Source organism: Corynebacterium camporealensis, assembly GCF_000980815.1.
GTDB classification, from domain to species: domain Bacteria; phylum Actinomycetota; class Actinomycetes; order Mycobacteriales; family Mycobacteriaceae; genus Corynebacterium; species Corynebacterium camporealense.
In genome coordinates, this window is the sequence record NZ_CP011311.1 from 2,111,443 (window position 1) to 2,125,316 (window position 13,874).

Sequence of the window (13,874 nt, forward strand, 5' to 3'; positions counted from 1 at the left end):
GATTTTAGCTCCTAATCAGGCTCAACACTTCCGCGCGGGAGGCCGGGTTGCTTTGGAAACCGCCGCGCACCGCCGAGGTTGTCGTGGTGGCACCGGGCTTGCGGATACCGCGCATCGCCATGCACAGGTGCTCGCACTCGATGACGACGATGACGGACTGGGCGCCGAGGACATCGACAAGCGCGTCGGCAATCTGCGAGGTCAAACGCTCCTGGACCTGCGGACGCTTGGCGTACATGTCAGCCAGACGAGCCAGCTTGGACAGGCCGGTAACGTGGCCATCCTTGCCCGGGATGTAGCCGATGTGCGCGGTGCCGTAGAAAGGCACGAGGTGGTGCTCACAGGTGGAGTAAATCGGGATGTCGCGGACCAGGACCAATTCCTGGTGATTTTCCGCGAAAGTGCGGTGGAGGACCTCCGTGGGATCGGTATGCAGCCCCGCGAAGACCTCCTTGTACGCACGCGCAACACGAGCCGGGGTTTCCTGCAGGCCCTCCCGATCCGGGTCCTCGCCTACCGCAAGCAGCAGCTCGCGCACGGCAGCCTCCGCACGCTCCTGGTCAAAAGGTGCGCGCGCAGGCACGTTGTGATTAGTCATCGTTTACTTCTTTCGACTTATCCGAGTATGGGTTCTTCGGCTCCGCGTCGCTGCCTTGTTGCCATGGTGCGGCCCAGCTACCGGACTGCGGGGTGTTGTCCTCCCCTTCCGGCTTGTGGTGGCGGCCCCGGCGAGAAGATGGCTCTTCGGGTGCCTCGGGCACCCCGGAGTCCTCCGGGGTGCGTTCTGAGTCGTCTTCGGACTTGTCCTCGGTCTCCTGTTCCGGCTTCGGCGCTGGGGTGACGATGTCGCCGGCGTGTTGACCGAAGCTAAAGCCGATCTCTTCGCCGCTGGTGGTCTCGCCGGCCTTACGGCGTTCGCGGGCGGCGCGGGAGGCATCGAGAAGCGTCATGCGTGGAGGCAGCTCCTCGCCGCGTTCCTTGGCTAGCTCGGCCGGGGTCTTGACCGGCTCGTGGTCGGCCTGGCGCGGGAAGTGGATGTCCTCATCCGGGAAGACGTCCTCGGCTTCACGCGGGACGATGCCTTCGAAAATGCCCTCCAGGTCCGGGCGACGCAGGGTCTCCTTTTCCAGCAGCATCTCAGCAAGCTTGTCCAGGTAGTGACGGTTATCGCGCAAGATCTCGTAGGCCTGACGATGTGCCCGGTCCAACAGGTAGTGCATCTGCTCATCGATGCGCGCAGCAACAGCCTCAGAGTATTCAATGGAGCCGCCAGCACCACCGTGGGCGAAGGGATCGCCTTGCTCCTGGCCGTACTTGACGGTGCCTAAGTCCGGGGAGAAGCCGTACTCGGTGAGCATGGCGCGGGCAATCTTGGTGGCCTGCTCAATATCGGCAGACGCGCCCGTAGTCGGGGTACCAAAGACCAGCTCTTCGGCCGCGCGGCCGCCCATGGCGAAGACCAAGCGGGAGAACAACTCGTCGCGGGTGTACATGCCCTTGTCGTCTTCCTGGGAGGTCATCGCGTGACCGCCGGTGCGGCCGCGGGCCAGGATGGTGACCTTGTAGACACGCTCGATGTCCTTGAGCGCCCACGCGGACAGGGTGTGGCCGCCCTCGTGGTAGGCGGTGACCTTCTTTTCGTGCTCAGAGATAATCTTGCCCTGACGGCGCGGGCCGCCAACGACGCGGTCGGTGGCTTCTTCCAGTGCGTCGTAGGTAATGACGTTGCCGCCGATGCGGGCGGTGAGCAGGGCAGCCTCGTTGAGCACATTGGCCAGGTCCGCACCAGACATACCGGCGGTGCGCTTGGCCAGCTGTGCGACGTCAACCTCAGCAGCCAGCGGCTTGTCCTTCGCGTGCACGCGCAGGATCTGCTCACGTCCAGCCAGGTCCGGTGCGGTAACCGGAATCTGGCGGTCGAAACGACCCGGACGCAACAGCGCCTGGTCCAGGATGTCCGGACGGTTTGTTGCAGCAATCAGGATGACGCCCTCGCGGTCGCCGAAACCGTCCATTTCCACCAGCAGCTGGTTCAGGGTCTGCTCGCGCTCGTCGTGACCGCCGCCCATGCCGGAGCCACGCTGGCGACCGACAGCATCGATCTCATCGACGAAGATGATGCAGGGCGAGTTTTCCTTCGCCGTTTTAAACAGGTCGCGCACGCGGGAGGCACCGACACCGACGAACATCTCCACGAAGTCCGAGCCGGAAATCGAGTAGAAAGGCACGCCGGCCTCGCCAGCCACGGCACGTGCCAACAGCGTCTTACCAGTACCGGGCGGGCCATAAAGCAGCACGCCGCGCGGAATCTTCGCGCCCAGTTCGTGGTAACGCGATGGGTCTTCGAGGAAGTCCTTGATTTCCTGGAGCTCATCGACAGCTTCATCGGCACCTGCGACATCGTCGAAGGTGTTGGTCGGCATATCCTTGGTCAGCTCCTTGGCCTTGGAGCCGCCAATGCCGAACATGCCGCCGGCGCCTTGCTGCATGCGCGCCATGAACCAGAAGAGTAGGCCGAAGAGAATGATCATCGGCAGCAAGAAGCCCAGCATCGAGCCCAAGAAGGAATCCTGGGTGACGTTCGTGCGGTACTTCTCCGCGCCGGAATCCTTCACCGCATTAAAGATCTGCTCCGACGCACGCGCCGGATACTGCGCGATGATCTCTTCGACGCCTTCGCGCTCATCGACAGTAATCGGGTTCTTTAATTCCAGTCGCAGCTGTTGCTCGCGGTCATCGATCTGCGCTTCAGCGACATTGCGGTCGTTGACCTGTTCCAACGCCACCGAGGTATCCACGCGCATAAAACCGCGGGAGTCATCGGTGAGGAAGGTAAAGGCATACAGCGCGATCAGCACGATCGCGGCAATTCCGCCGTAGCGGAGGATATTCTTGTTCTTCATTAAGGAAGTAGCTTAATTGTTCTCATAAACAGACGGGTGCAGGGTGCCCACGTAAGGCAGGTCGCGGTAGCGCTCCGCGTAGTCCAGGCCGTAGCCAATGACGAACTCATTCGGGATATCGAAGCCGACCTCGAGCATATCGATGTCCGCCTTGACCACCTCCGGCTTACGCAGCAAGCTGATGACCTCCAGCGAGCCGGGGTTGCGGCCCTTGAGGTTGCGAATCAGCCAGGACAGCGTCAGGCCAGAATCGATAATGTCTTCCACAATCAGCACGTTGCGACCTGCAATATCGCGGTCTAGGTCCTTGAGAATACGCACCACTCCTGAAGAAGAGGTGGCATTTCCATAAGAAGACACAGCCATAAACTCCAGCTGCGCCGGAATGGACAGCTTGCGGGCGAAATCGGTGAGGAAGAACACCGCGCCCTTGAGCACGCAGACCAGAATCAGGTCATCGCCTGCATCCTTGTACTTATCGGAAACCAGGTCTGCCAGCTCCTGGATACGGGCTTGCAGCTCGTCTTCACTGATGAGAATCGCCTCGACGTCGTCGTCGTAGCGGTTAGCGGGGACATTGAAGTCTTTGTGATCGTGCACTGGGGCGCTCCTTTAGTGACCGGACAATAGTGCCAGTTTGCCACCAACGCGCACGACTTCCAACCTCCGCCGTGCCCCCGGCACTCGCACAGCCACCCCTCCTTGGCCATGCCAGTCGGTGCAAAGCTTGCCGATGCCCCCTAGCACCTCCCTGGTCACCTCCACCCCGTGCTCCCGCAACCAGCCCGCAATTGCCCTACGCCTGCGCGGCTCAGCTAATGCCGCCAACTCCGCGCAATCATTGCTTATCGATGCCTCAAGCTCCCCCTCATCCGCCACCACATCATCCGCTGCCTGCGCCAACGCCCCTGTGACGTCACCACCGGCAATCTCACTCAACAACGGCAGCACCCGCTTGCGCACCGCCACTCGCCGGAAACCCTCATCTTCGTTATGCGGGTCCTGCCACGGCTCCACACCCAACTCTTCACACGCCGCTTCCGTATCTGCACGGCGTACCTGCAACAACGGACGCACCACCCACGCGCCCTCAATCTCTACGCTCGGCGCCATCCCCGACACCTTGCCCCGCATCGCGCTCAAAATCAGCGTCTCGGCCTGATCGTCGGCCGTATGCCCCACAGCGAAGGGCATCCGCCCTTCGCCAAGGATTTCGTCTTCGCCCTTTTCCCCGCGCGGTTCTTCCTTATCGCCCACGGCCGGGCCCTCCCCTTCCTTTTTTCCAACGCGCGGGGTCTCCCCCGCGCCCTTCGCGGTCACCGGAACACCCAAATCCGCCAAAATCCGTTTTTCGGTGAGCGCGAAGGTGCCGTAGCGAGCCCGGCGCGCCGCCGCTTCCGTGTTTTCGCCATCGACGTCGATGGAAATGACTTCGGCGCGGGCTCCCCAGGCGCGGGCTTGAGCAGCTGCGTGCTCTGCTTGTTCGCGGGAGCCTGCTTGGAGACCGTGATCGATACAAATGGCAATGACGTCATGGCCTTCGGCGACCAAGGCGGCCGTCAAGGCTAAGGAGTCGGCGCCGCCGGAGAGGCCGACGCAGACGATGTTTGGTAGTTGTGCTGCTCGCACGCCGCGTCGGCATTCGAGAAAGTGCGGGCTCTTCCTGGGCCAAAAGGGCTGCATTAGAACTCGCGAAGGACGGAGGCGAACTCGTCTTGTGCCTGACGAGCAGCCAAAATATCCCCGTCGTTGACCAACAGACTGAGTGCGTAGACGCGCTCGGATTGGCCTTGGACCGTTCCGACCAGGGCGGAGGTGCCGGTCAGCGTGCCGGTCTTGGCGCGGACATAGCCCTTGCCGGCAAGGTCGCCGTAGCGCTCGTAGAGGGTTCCCTCGCCACCCGCGACGGGCAGATAGGTCAGCAATGGACGCAAGGCTTCTTCCTCGGCACCGCGCTCGACGAGTTGGGCGAGGACGCCGGCGGGGATGCGGTTGGCATCGGAAAGTCCGGAGTTGTCAGCGAGGGTGACCTCGTCGACGTTGACGCCGTGTTCGGACAAGACATCGAGAGTTGCCTGGGTAGCGCCAGTGAAGCTGGGTTCCATTCCGCGGGCAATGGCGAGTTCGCGGCCGATGGCCTCTGCCATGACGTTGTCGGAGTGCTTCATCATGTCTTGGGCGCGCTCAGACAGAGGGGGCGATTCCACGGAAGCGACGACTTCCGCTTCGGCGGGTGCTTCACCGAGGCCGGATTCGCTAGCACCGACCTTCTCGGCAAGCTGGCGGGCCACGTCTTCTGCTGGAGTGTGGCTGCGCGGGACATCGCCGGTGGTATCGCCCAAGCGTGCGCCGTAGAGCATCGCTGGTTGCATAGGGGCGACAAAACCGGCGTCGACATTGTCGGGGTCCCAGCCTTCGGCTTGTGCGTTGCCGGACCACGCAGTGGTGTCGATGTAGACGGCGGTGGCGGAGCCGATGTCATCGGCAAGCGCATCCAGTGCGTCCTGGGTGAGCCAGACATCGCCGGCAGCTTTGATGACCACGCTGCCTTCCTCGGAGCCGCGGACGACCTCGGTGACGATCTTTTCGTCCTCGTCGAGCTCATAGGTGGCCGCAGCGGCGGTAAGGACCTTGGTTGAGGACGCCGGAAGCAGTGGGCGATCGGCGTCTTTTTCCCACAGGACTTCGCCGGTGGTGGTGTCGATGACTTGGCCGCCGAACGTCGCTAAGCCAGGATTCTGTGCTGCCTCGTCGAGGCGGGCAGTCAGGGCGGACGTGTCGACATCGCCAGCTTCTGCCGGGCGCAATGGATTGGGTGCAGCTGGTTGGCTAAAAGCCGGGCCGTGCTCGAGATCATCGTAGGCATCTTGGATGGTCAGGCCCAGGGCCGCCGTACCGCCGACTGCCGCCACGGTGACCACCGAGGCGAGACTCCACCACACATGCTTTGCTTTCATCGCCTCTCACCCTAGCGCGGTTCGCAGACGCGCTAGACTATTGGGAGCAGTTGCACACCTAATTTTTACAGTGGAGGAAATCGCCGTGAGCGTTGAAGTAACCATCGAGATCCCAAAGGGCTCCCGTAACAAGTACGAGGTCGACCACGAGTCCGGCAAGGTCTACCTAGACCGCTACCTGTTTACCCCGATGGCCTACCCGGCTGACTACGGCTACATCGATGAGACCCTGGCTGACGATGGCGACCCGCTCGACGCCCTGGTCATCTCCCCCGAACCAGTCTTCCCGGGCGTTATCGTTCCGGCTCGCCCGATTGGCGTATTCAAGATGACCGACGAGGCTGGCGGCGACGACAAGCTGCTGTGCGTCATTGACGACGTTCGCTTTGAGAAGTACCAGGACATCGAGGATATCTCCGAGTTCACCCGTGACGAGATCGAGCACTTCTTCGTCCACTACAAGGACCTGGAGCCGGGCAAGGAAGTTCAGGGCTCTGGCTGGGGCAACAAGGCTGAAGCCGAGAAAATCCTGGAAGATTCCCTGGCTAACTACAAGAAGGAAGGCGAGAACTCCCGCGACAACCTCGACGAGGAAGTCGACGCAGAAACCAAGAACTAGCCCACAGCGCTAGCCTTCTTAAACTCCCTTTCCGCGGGCCTTGCTCGCAGATTACCGGCCGCCGAGTTCATCTCAGCGGCCGGTTCTTTTTGCTCTTTACTCGTCTCACCGATTCTGTAATATTAGAACGTGAGTGCGAATAGCGCTCCCCTCCTGACGGTGCGAAGTAGTCTCCACCGCCAATTCTGGAGGTGGGAACTGCCTTGGCGCTGTCCAATGAGGGACCCACCTACCTGATGGAGGGAGGTGAGACAATGCCGAGTCCTGATAAACGCGAAAGCGATAAAAGGAAACAGGCCCGGAAGGCAATCCACCAGATTGCACTTCGGACCTGCTTGGCGCTAATAGCCAAGACCCTTGCTGCAGCCATCAGCAAGCTCGAAGGCTGGCTATTTAGCTAGTCTCACGAAAGCCTCCACTGGTTGTAACCCTGCCGGTGGGGGCTTTCGCCGTATGGCGATGACACGAAGGCTAATACTTCTATGTCACCTCAAATGTTACACACTCCCCAAGGCCCTATCAATGGCCATCTTGGCACCAACATCTAAAGCAAGAACCAGGCAATTCCGAAACTCCATTCGAGAAGACCACGCGCCTATTGCTTCTCCCAACCACCTCACATAAAATCAGAAGCCTAAAGCGGGACAGCCCCCGCACAAAACAGGCAACCGGCGCCGGGGTCTACCCCGGGGCCGGCCCTTTCTTTATCTGCGCCTTTCGCCGGACACGGGCCCGTGCCCGCGTCCGGCCCCTAGCCACTCCGTGCCGTAGCTCAGTACAGTGGCACCCATGCAGAATGTAGAACCGAAACAAGTACCAGAAGGCGCCCAGCTGATTGATGTCCGTGAGGACGACGAGTGGGCAGTAGACCACGCGGCGGGCGCAACCCACATCCCGATGAGTGAGATCGCTGGCCGCACCCAGGAGATCGACCCGGACCGCGATATTTATGTCATTTGCCGTTCCGGTGGCCGTAGCCAGAAGGTGGCAGAATACCTGGAAAACGCGCTGGGCTGGGAGGCCATCAACGTCGAGGGCGGTACGGACCGCTGGCGCGACGAGGGCCTGCCGATGGGCTAGGCCCATTTGTGGGAAAATACCCATTGTTTTAATTTTCGACGGTGGGAGAGTTAGGATTAAAGAATGACTAATCCCGCATCTGCTTCCATCCCCACTCCCCTGCTACAATCGCCGTCTTTCCAGCTGGAGCGCCTGCGCCGCCGTACCCGCGACTGCGTGGAAAACGCGCTGTCGCAAAAGGACACCACTCTGCGCGAGTACTGGGTTCTGACCTGCCTGGTCACCGATAATGCGGCATCCCAATCTTTCCTCTCGGAAACCTTGGCTATTGATGCCTCCGATATGGTGCGCCTGATCGACTCCCTGGAAGAGCGCGGCTGGGCCAAGCGCGAGCGCGATTCGAAGGATCGCCGCCGCCAGATTGTGGCTTCGACCAAGAAGGGCAACAAGGCCCACAAGGAACTTTCCGAGCTCGTCTCGGCTGCCGAAGATGAGGCTCTCGACGAGTCCACCAAGAAGCAGCTCAAGCACCTGCGCAAGCTCGCGAAGGCAATTATTGCCAGTGACGAGGAAGAGTCCTAAATGTCCGAGGACTCTGATTCGACCGGCCTACCGCCTAGTCCAGAGCCCGCCACCCCTGACGCGTCGCAAAGCTTGCGGCGCGTTCCTGCGCAGTACCTCTTGCGTGACGATGCCCCGCGCGAGCGCACCTTATGGGACGTCCTGCGCACCACGGCGGAACTCTACCCGGAGGCCGCCGCTATCGACGACGGGGAAATCCTCACCTACGCCGAGCTCATAGAAGACGTCGAGGCCTGGGCTGCGCAGCTGCATGCCAACGGTGTGCAGCGCGGCGATCGCATCGGCATCCGGATGACCTCCGGCAAGCGCGATCTCTACTTGGCCATTTTGGCCACCCTGGCTGCCGGTGCGGCTTACGTGCCTGTCGATGCCGACGACCCCGACGAGCGCGCCGAAATGGTCTTCGGCGAAGCTGATATCACCGGCCTGTTCAGCGATGATGGTTTCCGCATGTTGGCACCACATCGCCAGGGAGCAGCGCTTGACGATGCCCGCCCGCACCCTGACGATACCGCCTGGATCATCTTCACCTCCGGCTCCACGGGCAAGCCCAAGGGCGTGGCGGTCAGCCATCGCTCGGCTGCTGCCTTCGTCGATGCCGAAGCCGCACTCTTCCTCGTCGACCACCCCGGCGGCCCGCTCGGCCCCGACGACCGCGTCCTGGCTGGTTTGTCCGTCGCCTTTGATGCCTCCTGTGAAGAAATGTGGCTGGCCTGGGGCCATGGCGCCTGCCTGGTGCCCGCACCGCGTTCGCTGGTGCGCTCCGGCATGGACTTAGGCCCGTGGCTCATTCGCCGCGACATCACAGTCGTCTCCACCGTCCCGACCTTGGCGGGCCTGTGGCCTGCGGAAGCCCTCGATAATATTCGCCTTCTCATCGTCGGCGGCGAAGCCTGCTCGCAAGAACTCGTCGACCGCCTTGCTACCGATGAGCGCGAAATGTGGAACACCTACGGCCCTACTGAGGCCACCGTCGTGGCATCGGCCGCCCGCATGCGCCCTGGTCACCCGGTCAACATCGGTTTGCCGCTGAACGGCTGGAACCTCGTCGTCATTGACGCCGACGGCAATCCCGTCGCGCCCGGTGAGGTCGGCGAACTCGTTATCGGTGGTGTGGGCCTCGCCCGCTACCTCGATCCGGCGAAGGATGCCGAGAAGTACGCGCCCCTGCCGTCGATGGGCTGGGATCGCGCCTACCGCACCGGCGACCACGTGCGCCTGGAAGAAGACGGCCTCTACTTCGTTGGCCGCGTCGATGACCAGGTCAAAATCGGCGGTCGCCGCATCGAACTTGGCGAGGTCGAAGCCGGCGTGGCCGCCCTCGACAACGTCTACAACTCCGCTGTTGCTGTTCAAAAGACTCCCGGCGGCGAATCCGTCCTGGTCGGCTACGTCTCCCTGGATAATCCTGACCTCGGTTTCAACCACGACGTCGCCCATAAGCGACTGGCTGAGTCCATGCCCGCCGCACTCGTCCCGCGTATCTGCGTCATGGATGAGCTGCCGATTCGCACCTCCGGCAAGGTGGATAAGAAGGCACTGCCTTGGCCACTGCCTGGCGTGGGCGTTGATGCCCAAGGACTCACTCCGACCGAATCCTGGTTGGCTGAGCTGTGGGTCGATGTCCTCGGTGTCTCGGTCGAAAGTGAGAACGCCGACTTCTTCGAACTCGGCGGCACCTCCCTGGCCGCGGCCACTCTGATTGGTCGCATCCGTGAGCGCTACCCCACCGTGGCCGTACGCGACCTTTACGACCACCCGCGCCTGGGCAGCCTTGCCGAACACATCGCCGGTGCCGAAGAACGCCCCGCCGCAGTCCACGACGAACCACGTGAGGTCACGCCAGTCGGCACCAAGACCCGCATCACCCAAACGCTGCTGCAGATTCCCGCTATGACCTTGGCCGGAACCTCCTGGCTGGCGTGGGTCTTGCTCGGCTCCAATATCGCGCACGCTGCGGGCCTGGACTGGGCGCTGCGCAGCCCCTGGTGGCTGGTCATCGCGTTGGTTCTCATCTTTGCCACCCCGCTGGGACGTATCCCACTCGGCGGCTACGGTGCACGCCTGCTGACTGCTGGTATTGAACCCGGCGATTATCCGCGCGGTGGTTCCACCCACCTGCGCATCTGGGCAGCTGAACGCTGGGCCGATGCGTCTGGCTCGCGTTCTATTGCCGGTGCCACCTGGGTCAACAACTACGCCCGCGCCCTCGGCGTCAAGATCGGCAAGGGCGTCGACCTGCACTCCCTACCACCGGTCACGGGCCTGCTCACCTTGGGCAAGCACGCCGCAATTGAGCCCGAAGTCGACCTCTCTGGCTACTGGGTCGATGGCGATATCCTCCACGTTGGCGCCATCAAGGTCGACGAAGGCGCCCGCGTCGGCGCTCGTTCCACCCTGCTGCCCGGCACTCGCGTGGGCGCTTATGCCCACGTCGAGGCCGGCTCCACCGTGACCGGCAAGAAGAAAATCAAGTCCGGGCAGCGCTGGTCGGGATCGCCTGCCAAGAAGGTCGGGCGCTCCAAGCACCGCTTCCCTTCCCATCCGCCAGCACGTCGTTCCTGGTGGGTGCCCATCTACGGACTGACCTCCCTGGCGCTGGCCCTGCAGCCAGTCATTGCGCTCACCCTCGGCGCCGCACTGGTCGTCGCACTAGTGCATGCCACCAGCGGCAACTCCTTCATTGGCGCGCTACTGTTCGCACCGCTGGGTGCCCTGATCGCTTTTGCGGTATTCGTCCTGCAGACCTGGCTGGGCGTGCGCGTGCTCTCTATTGGCATTAAGCCCGGGGTGGCCCCAGTTCGCTCGGTGGCGGGTTGGCGCCTGTGGGCCATCGAAAGGCTCATGGATGAAGCCCGCACGCAGCTCTTCCCGCTGTATGCTTCGCAGCTCACCCCGCTGTGGCTGCGTGCCCTGGGCGCGAAGATCGGCAAGGACGTCGAGATTTCCACCGCTGTGATGATTCCGCCGCTCACCGATGTGAAAGACGGAGCATTTCTTGCCGATGACACCATGATCGGCGGCTACGAACTCGGCGGCGGCTGGATGCTCACCGGTGAGACCAAGGTGGGCAAGCGCTCGTTCGTGGGCAACTCCGGCATTACGGGCCCAGGCCGCAAACTGTCGAAGAACTCCCTGGTTGCCGTGCTGTCGTCGACTCCGAAGAAGACAAAGTCCGGCGCCAACTGGTGGGGTGCCCCGCCAGAGCGCATGCGTCGCGTCGAAGCCACCGTCGACGGTGCCCAAGGTGAGTCCCTGACCTACAATCCGGGCGCTCGCGTGAAGGCCCTGCGCGGCCTCGTCGAAACGATGCGCCTGCTCGCCCCGATGACCTCGGCTATGTTGCTAGCCGCCGTACTGGCCAGCTACTACTACCTGGCTTCTACCGTCGGTATTGCTGCCGCATGGGCACTATCCGGCATCATCTTAATGCTGGCGGGTGCCATCGGCATGGGCATTACCGTGGCGGTGAAGTGGCTCTGCGTCGGCACGCACAAACCAGGCGATCACCCACTGTGGTCGTCGTTTGTGTGGCTCAACGAGCTCCAAGACACCTTCGTCGAAGTGGTTGCTGCGCCGTGGTTCTTCCAGCACACTCTCGGTGCTGGTGAGACCAACTTGGGTCTGCGTGCGCTGGGCTGTCGTATCGGCAAGGGTGCCTGGATTGATTCCTACTGGTTCCCCGAAACCGACCTCTGCCGTGTTGGCGCCGGTGCTTCCGTGGGACCTGGCACCGTGGTGCAAACCCACCTCTTCCAGGATCGCGTGATGAGCTTGGACACCGTCACCATCGGCCGCGGCGCCACCCTGGCATCGCATGCCGTAGCACTGCCGGCCTCCAATATCGGCGACGGTGCGACCGTCGCACCCGGCTCGCTGGTCATGCGCGGCGACCAAGTCCCGTCCAACTCCGTCTGGCAGGGCAACCCCATCGAACCCGTCAACTAGCGCAGGCTCCTCCCTTAAAAGCGGAGTACCCATGGGTACTCCGCGGCGTCACCTCCCCAGGTGGCGCCTTTTTCTGTGACCTGGGAGAAGCCCGAATGTGAGCTTGCAGTCACTTGGGCATATTTTTGTGACCCAACTCAAGTTGACACTTATTTAAATTATGTCAAGCTGTTAGCTTGAAAATATGAGCAACGCACATACCCCCGAATCCAACAACTCCGCCCACAACGCTTTTGGTGTTCCGCTGCCGCCAATGTCCCCCCAGCTGTGGGGCACGCCGGAAGAGGCCAAGCCTTTGAATGAAGGCATCAAGAAGATCCTGTCGAAGCTGCTTGGCGCATCGGCAGACCCAGATCAACAAGGTCGATGATGCTGATATCCAACTCAGCGAGGTTCGCCTCAGCGAGGATGACCTGAACGCCCTGGGCAACATCGTCGGTTCCGAACAGGTCAGCACCGACCGCGAGCAGCGCATCCGTCGTGCACGCGGCAAGTCCTACTTTGACCTGCTGGACTGGCGTTCTGAAGCCACCATCGATGCCCCAGATGCCATCGTTGCGCCGCGTTCCGAGGACGAAGCCCTTAAGCTGCTGCAGTGGTGCACCGAGAACAACGTCGCAGTCGTTCCCTTCGGTGGCGGCACCAGCGTGGTCGGCGGCCTGAACCCGAACGATGGCGGTCTGCGTGCCGTGATCACCCTGGACCTGATTCACTTCCAGGACGTCGAAGACGTCGATACCGTCTCCAAGGAAGCCACCCTGGGCGCCGGCCTTCCGGGACCACAGGCAGAACTGATGCTCGCCGAGTACGGCCTGCAGATCGGCCACTACCCCCAGTCCTTCCCGTACGCCTCCATTGGTGGCTACGCCGCGACCCGATCTTCTGGTCAGAGCTCCGCAGGTTATGGCCGCTTTGATGAGATGGTCACCCAGGTCACCGTCGTCACCCCGCAGGGCATCACGACCTTGGGCCACGGCGCGCCGAAGACCGCCGCCGGTCCGGACCTACGCCAGCTCTTCCTTGGCTCCGAAGGCACCCTGGGCATCATCACCCGAGTCCGCGTGCGCCTGCACGACATCCCGCAGAGCAAGCGCTACGAGGCCTTCCAGTTCCCGGACTTCGAGACCGGTGCTACCGCCATGCGTGAGGTCTACCAGCAGGGCACCGGCCCAACCGTGATGCGCATGTCCGATGAAATCGAGACCGCCACGAACCTCACCTCCGCAGACAAGATCGGTGAGGCCGGCTCGACTGACGCTGGCTGCCTGATGCTAACGATGTACGAAGGCACCCCAGAACACACCAAGTCCCGCCACGAAGAAACCCGCAACCTACTGCTCAAGCTGGGCGGTACGTCCCTCGGCGAGGACCCGGTTCGCTCCTGGGAACAGGGCCGCTTCGGCGCCCCGGTCTTCCGCGATGGCCTACTCGACAACGGCGCTATCTGCGAGACCCTGGAAACTGCCACCACCTGGTCCAAGGCCGCTGAACTTAAGGCGGGCATTACCCAAGCAATTGGCGATGCACTCGCCGACTCCGGCACGCCTTCGCTGATTATGTGCCACATCTCGCATGTCTACGAGACCGGCTGCTCGCTGTACTTCACCATCCTGGCTGGCCAGCGCGAGGACGCTGCACACCAGTGGTGGAAGGCCAAGGAAGCAGCAAGCAAGGTCATCGTCGAACAAAACGGCAGCATCACCCACCACCACGCCGTCGGCACCGACCACAAGCCTTTCCTGCCCGCAGAGTTCAGCGATTTGGGCATCGACATCCTGCGCGCGGTGAAGAAGCACCTCGACCCCGCCGGCATTCTCAACCCCGGCAAGCTGTTCTAGGAGCAGT

At 62.3% G+C, this 13,874-nt stretch carries 11 protein-coding genes; 6 read left to right on the top strand and 5 right to left on the bottom strand.

Translation table 11 applies throughout. The annotated features are described in order from the left end of the window. Positions 1-4: 4 nt before the first annotated feature. From folE to dacB, 5 genes are read right to left on the bottom strand one after another with little or no spacing between them, the layout of a single operon-like run. Positions 5-598 carry a GTP cyclohydrolase I FolE gene (gene folE, locus UL81_RS09900; RefSeq protein WP_035104402.1) on the bottom strand — a complete coding sequence of 198 codons (594 nt, stop codon included), beginning with the start codon at positions 596-598 and terminating at the stop codon, positions 5-7. Then, a complete protein-coding gene (gene ftsH, locus UL81_RS09905) occupies positions 591-2,903 on the bottom strand; it encodes an ATP-dependent zinc metalloprotease FtsH (RefSeq protein WP_035104400.1) in 2,313 nt (770 codons plus the stop codon). The genes folE and ftsH overlap by 8 nt, the downstream gene beginning before the upstream one ends. Before the next feature lie 12 nt (positions 2,904-2,915). Continuing rightward, positions 2,916-3,503, bottom strand: a complete 588-nt coding sequence (hpt, locus tag UL81_RS09910) for a hypoxanthine phosphoribosyltransferase (RefSeq protein WP_035104398.1) — start codon at positions 3,501-3,503, stop codon at positions 2,916-2,918. A 12-nt stretch (positions 3,504-3,515) separates the two neighbouring features. After that, positions 3,516-4,532, bottom strand: coding sequence for a tRNA lysidine(34) synthetase (locus UL81_RS09915; protein ID WP_407921710.1), 1,017 nt, complete (start codon positions 4,530-4,532; stop codon positions 3,516-3,518). A 53-nt stretch (positions 4,533-4,585) separates the two neighbouring features. Next, a complete protein-coding gene (gene dacB / locus UL81_RS09920; RefSeq protein WP_035104392.1) occupies positions 4,586-5,860 on the bottom strand; it encodes a D-alanyl-D-alanine carboxypeptidase/D-alanyl-D-alanine endopeptidase in 1,275 nt (424 codons plus the stop codon). Positions 5,861-5,945: 85 nt separating this feature from the next. Here dacB and UL81_RS09925 point away from each other — a divergent pair, with 85 nt between their 5' ends. From UL81_RS09925 to UL81_RS09950, 6 genes are all read left to right on the top strand, one after another. Continuing rightward, positions 5,946-6,479 (top strand): inorganic diphosphatase, encoded by a 534-nt coding sequence (locus tag UL81_RS09925; protein ID WP_035104391.1) that lies wholly within the window; start codon positions 5,946-5,948, stop codon positions 6,477-6,479. A gap of 789 nt (positions 6,480-7,268) precedes the next feature. Further along, complete coding sequence (locus UL81_RS09935) at positions 7,269-7,559, top strand: rhodanese-like domain-containing protein (protein WP_035104386.1); 291 nt, start codon at positions 7,269-7,271, stop codon at positions 7,557-7,559. A gap of 63 nt (positions 7,560-7,622) precedes the next feature. Continuing rightward, a complete protein-coding gene (locus UL81_RS09940; RefSeq protein WP_035104385.1) occupies positions 7,623-8,081 on the top strand; it encodes a MarR family winged helix-turn-helix transcriptional regulator in 459 nt (152 codons plus the stop codon). Next, a complete protein-coding gene (locus UL81_RS09945) occupies positions 8,082-12,029 on the top strand; it encodes a Pls/PosA family non-ribosomal peptide synthetase (protein WP_046453549.1) in 3,948 nt (1,315 codons plus the stop codon). A gap of 184 nt (positions 12,030-12,213) precedes the next feature. Continuing rightward, on the top strand, positions 12,214-12,399 hold the full coding sequence (locus UL81_RS12150; protein WP_330217029.1) for a hypothetical protein: 186 nt from the start codon (positions 12,214-12,216) through the stop codon (positions 12,397-12,399). After that, positions 12,362-13,867, top strand: a complete 1,506-nt coding sequence (locus UL81_RS09950; RefSeq protein WP_330217030.1) for an FAD-binding oxidoreductase — start codon at positions 12,362-12,364, stop codon at positions 13,865-13,867. Before UL81_RS12150 ends, UL81_RS09950 begins: the two co-directional genes overlap by 38 nt. Positions 13,868-13,874: the final 7 nt, after the last annotated feature.

Bases quoted from the DNA above. Each gene is read 5' to 3' on its own strand.
- folE (WP_035104402.1), bottom strand. From the start codon at position 598: ATGACTAATCACAACGTGCCTGCGCGCGCACCTTTTGACCAGGAGCGT.
- ftsH (WP_035104400.1), bottom strand. From the start codon at position 2,903: ATGAAGAACAAGAATATCCTCCGCTACGGCGGAATTGCCGCGATCGTG.
- dacB (WP_035104392.1), bottom strand. From the start codon at position 5,860: ATGAAAGCAAAGCATGTGTGGTGGAGTCTCGCCTCGGTGGTCACCGTG.
- UL81_RS09935 (WP_035104386.1), top strand. From the start codon at position 7,269: ATGCAGAATGTAGAACCGAAACAAGTACCAGAAGGCGCCCAGCTGATT.
- UL81_RS09940 (WP_035104385.1), top strand. From the start codon at position 7,623: ATGACTAATCCCGCATCTGCTTCCATCCCCACTCCCCTGCTACAATCG.
- UL81_RS09945 (WP_046453549.1), top strand. From the start codon at position 8,082: ATGTCCGAGGACTCTGATTCGACCGGCCTACCGCCTAGTCCAGAGCCC.
- UL81_RS12150 (WP_330217029.1), top strand. From the start codon at position 12,214: ATGAGCAACGCACATACCCCCGAATCCAACAACTCCGCCCACAACGCT.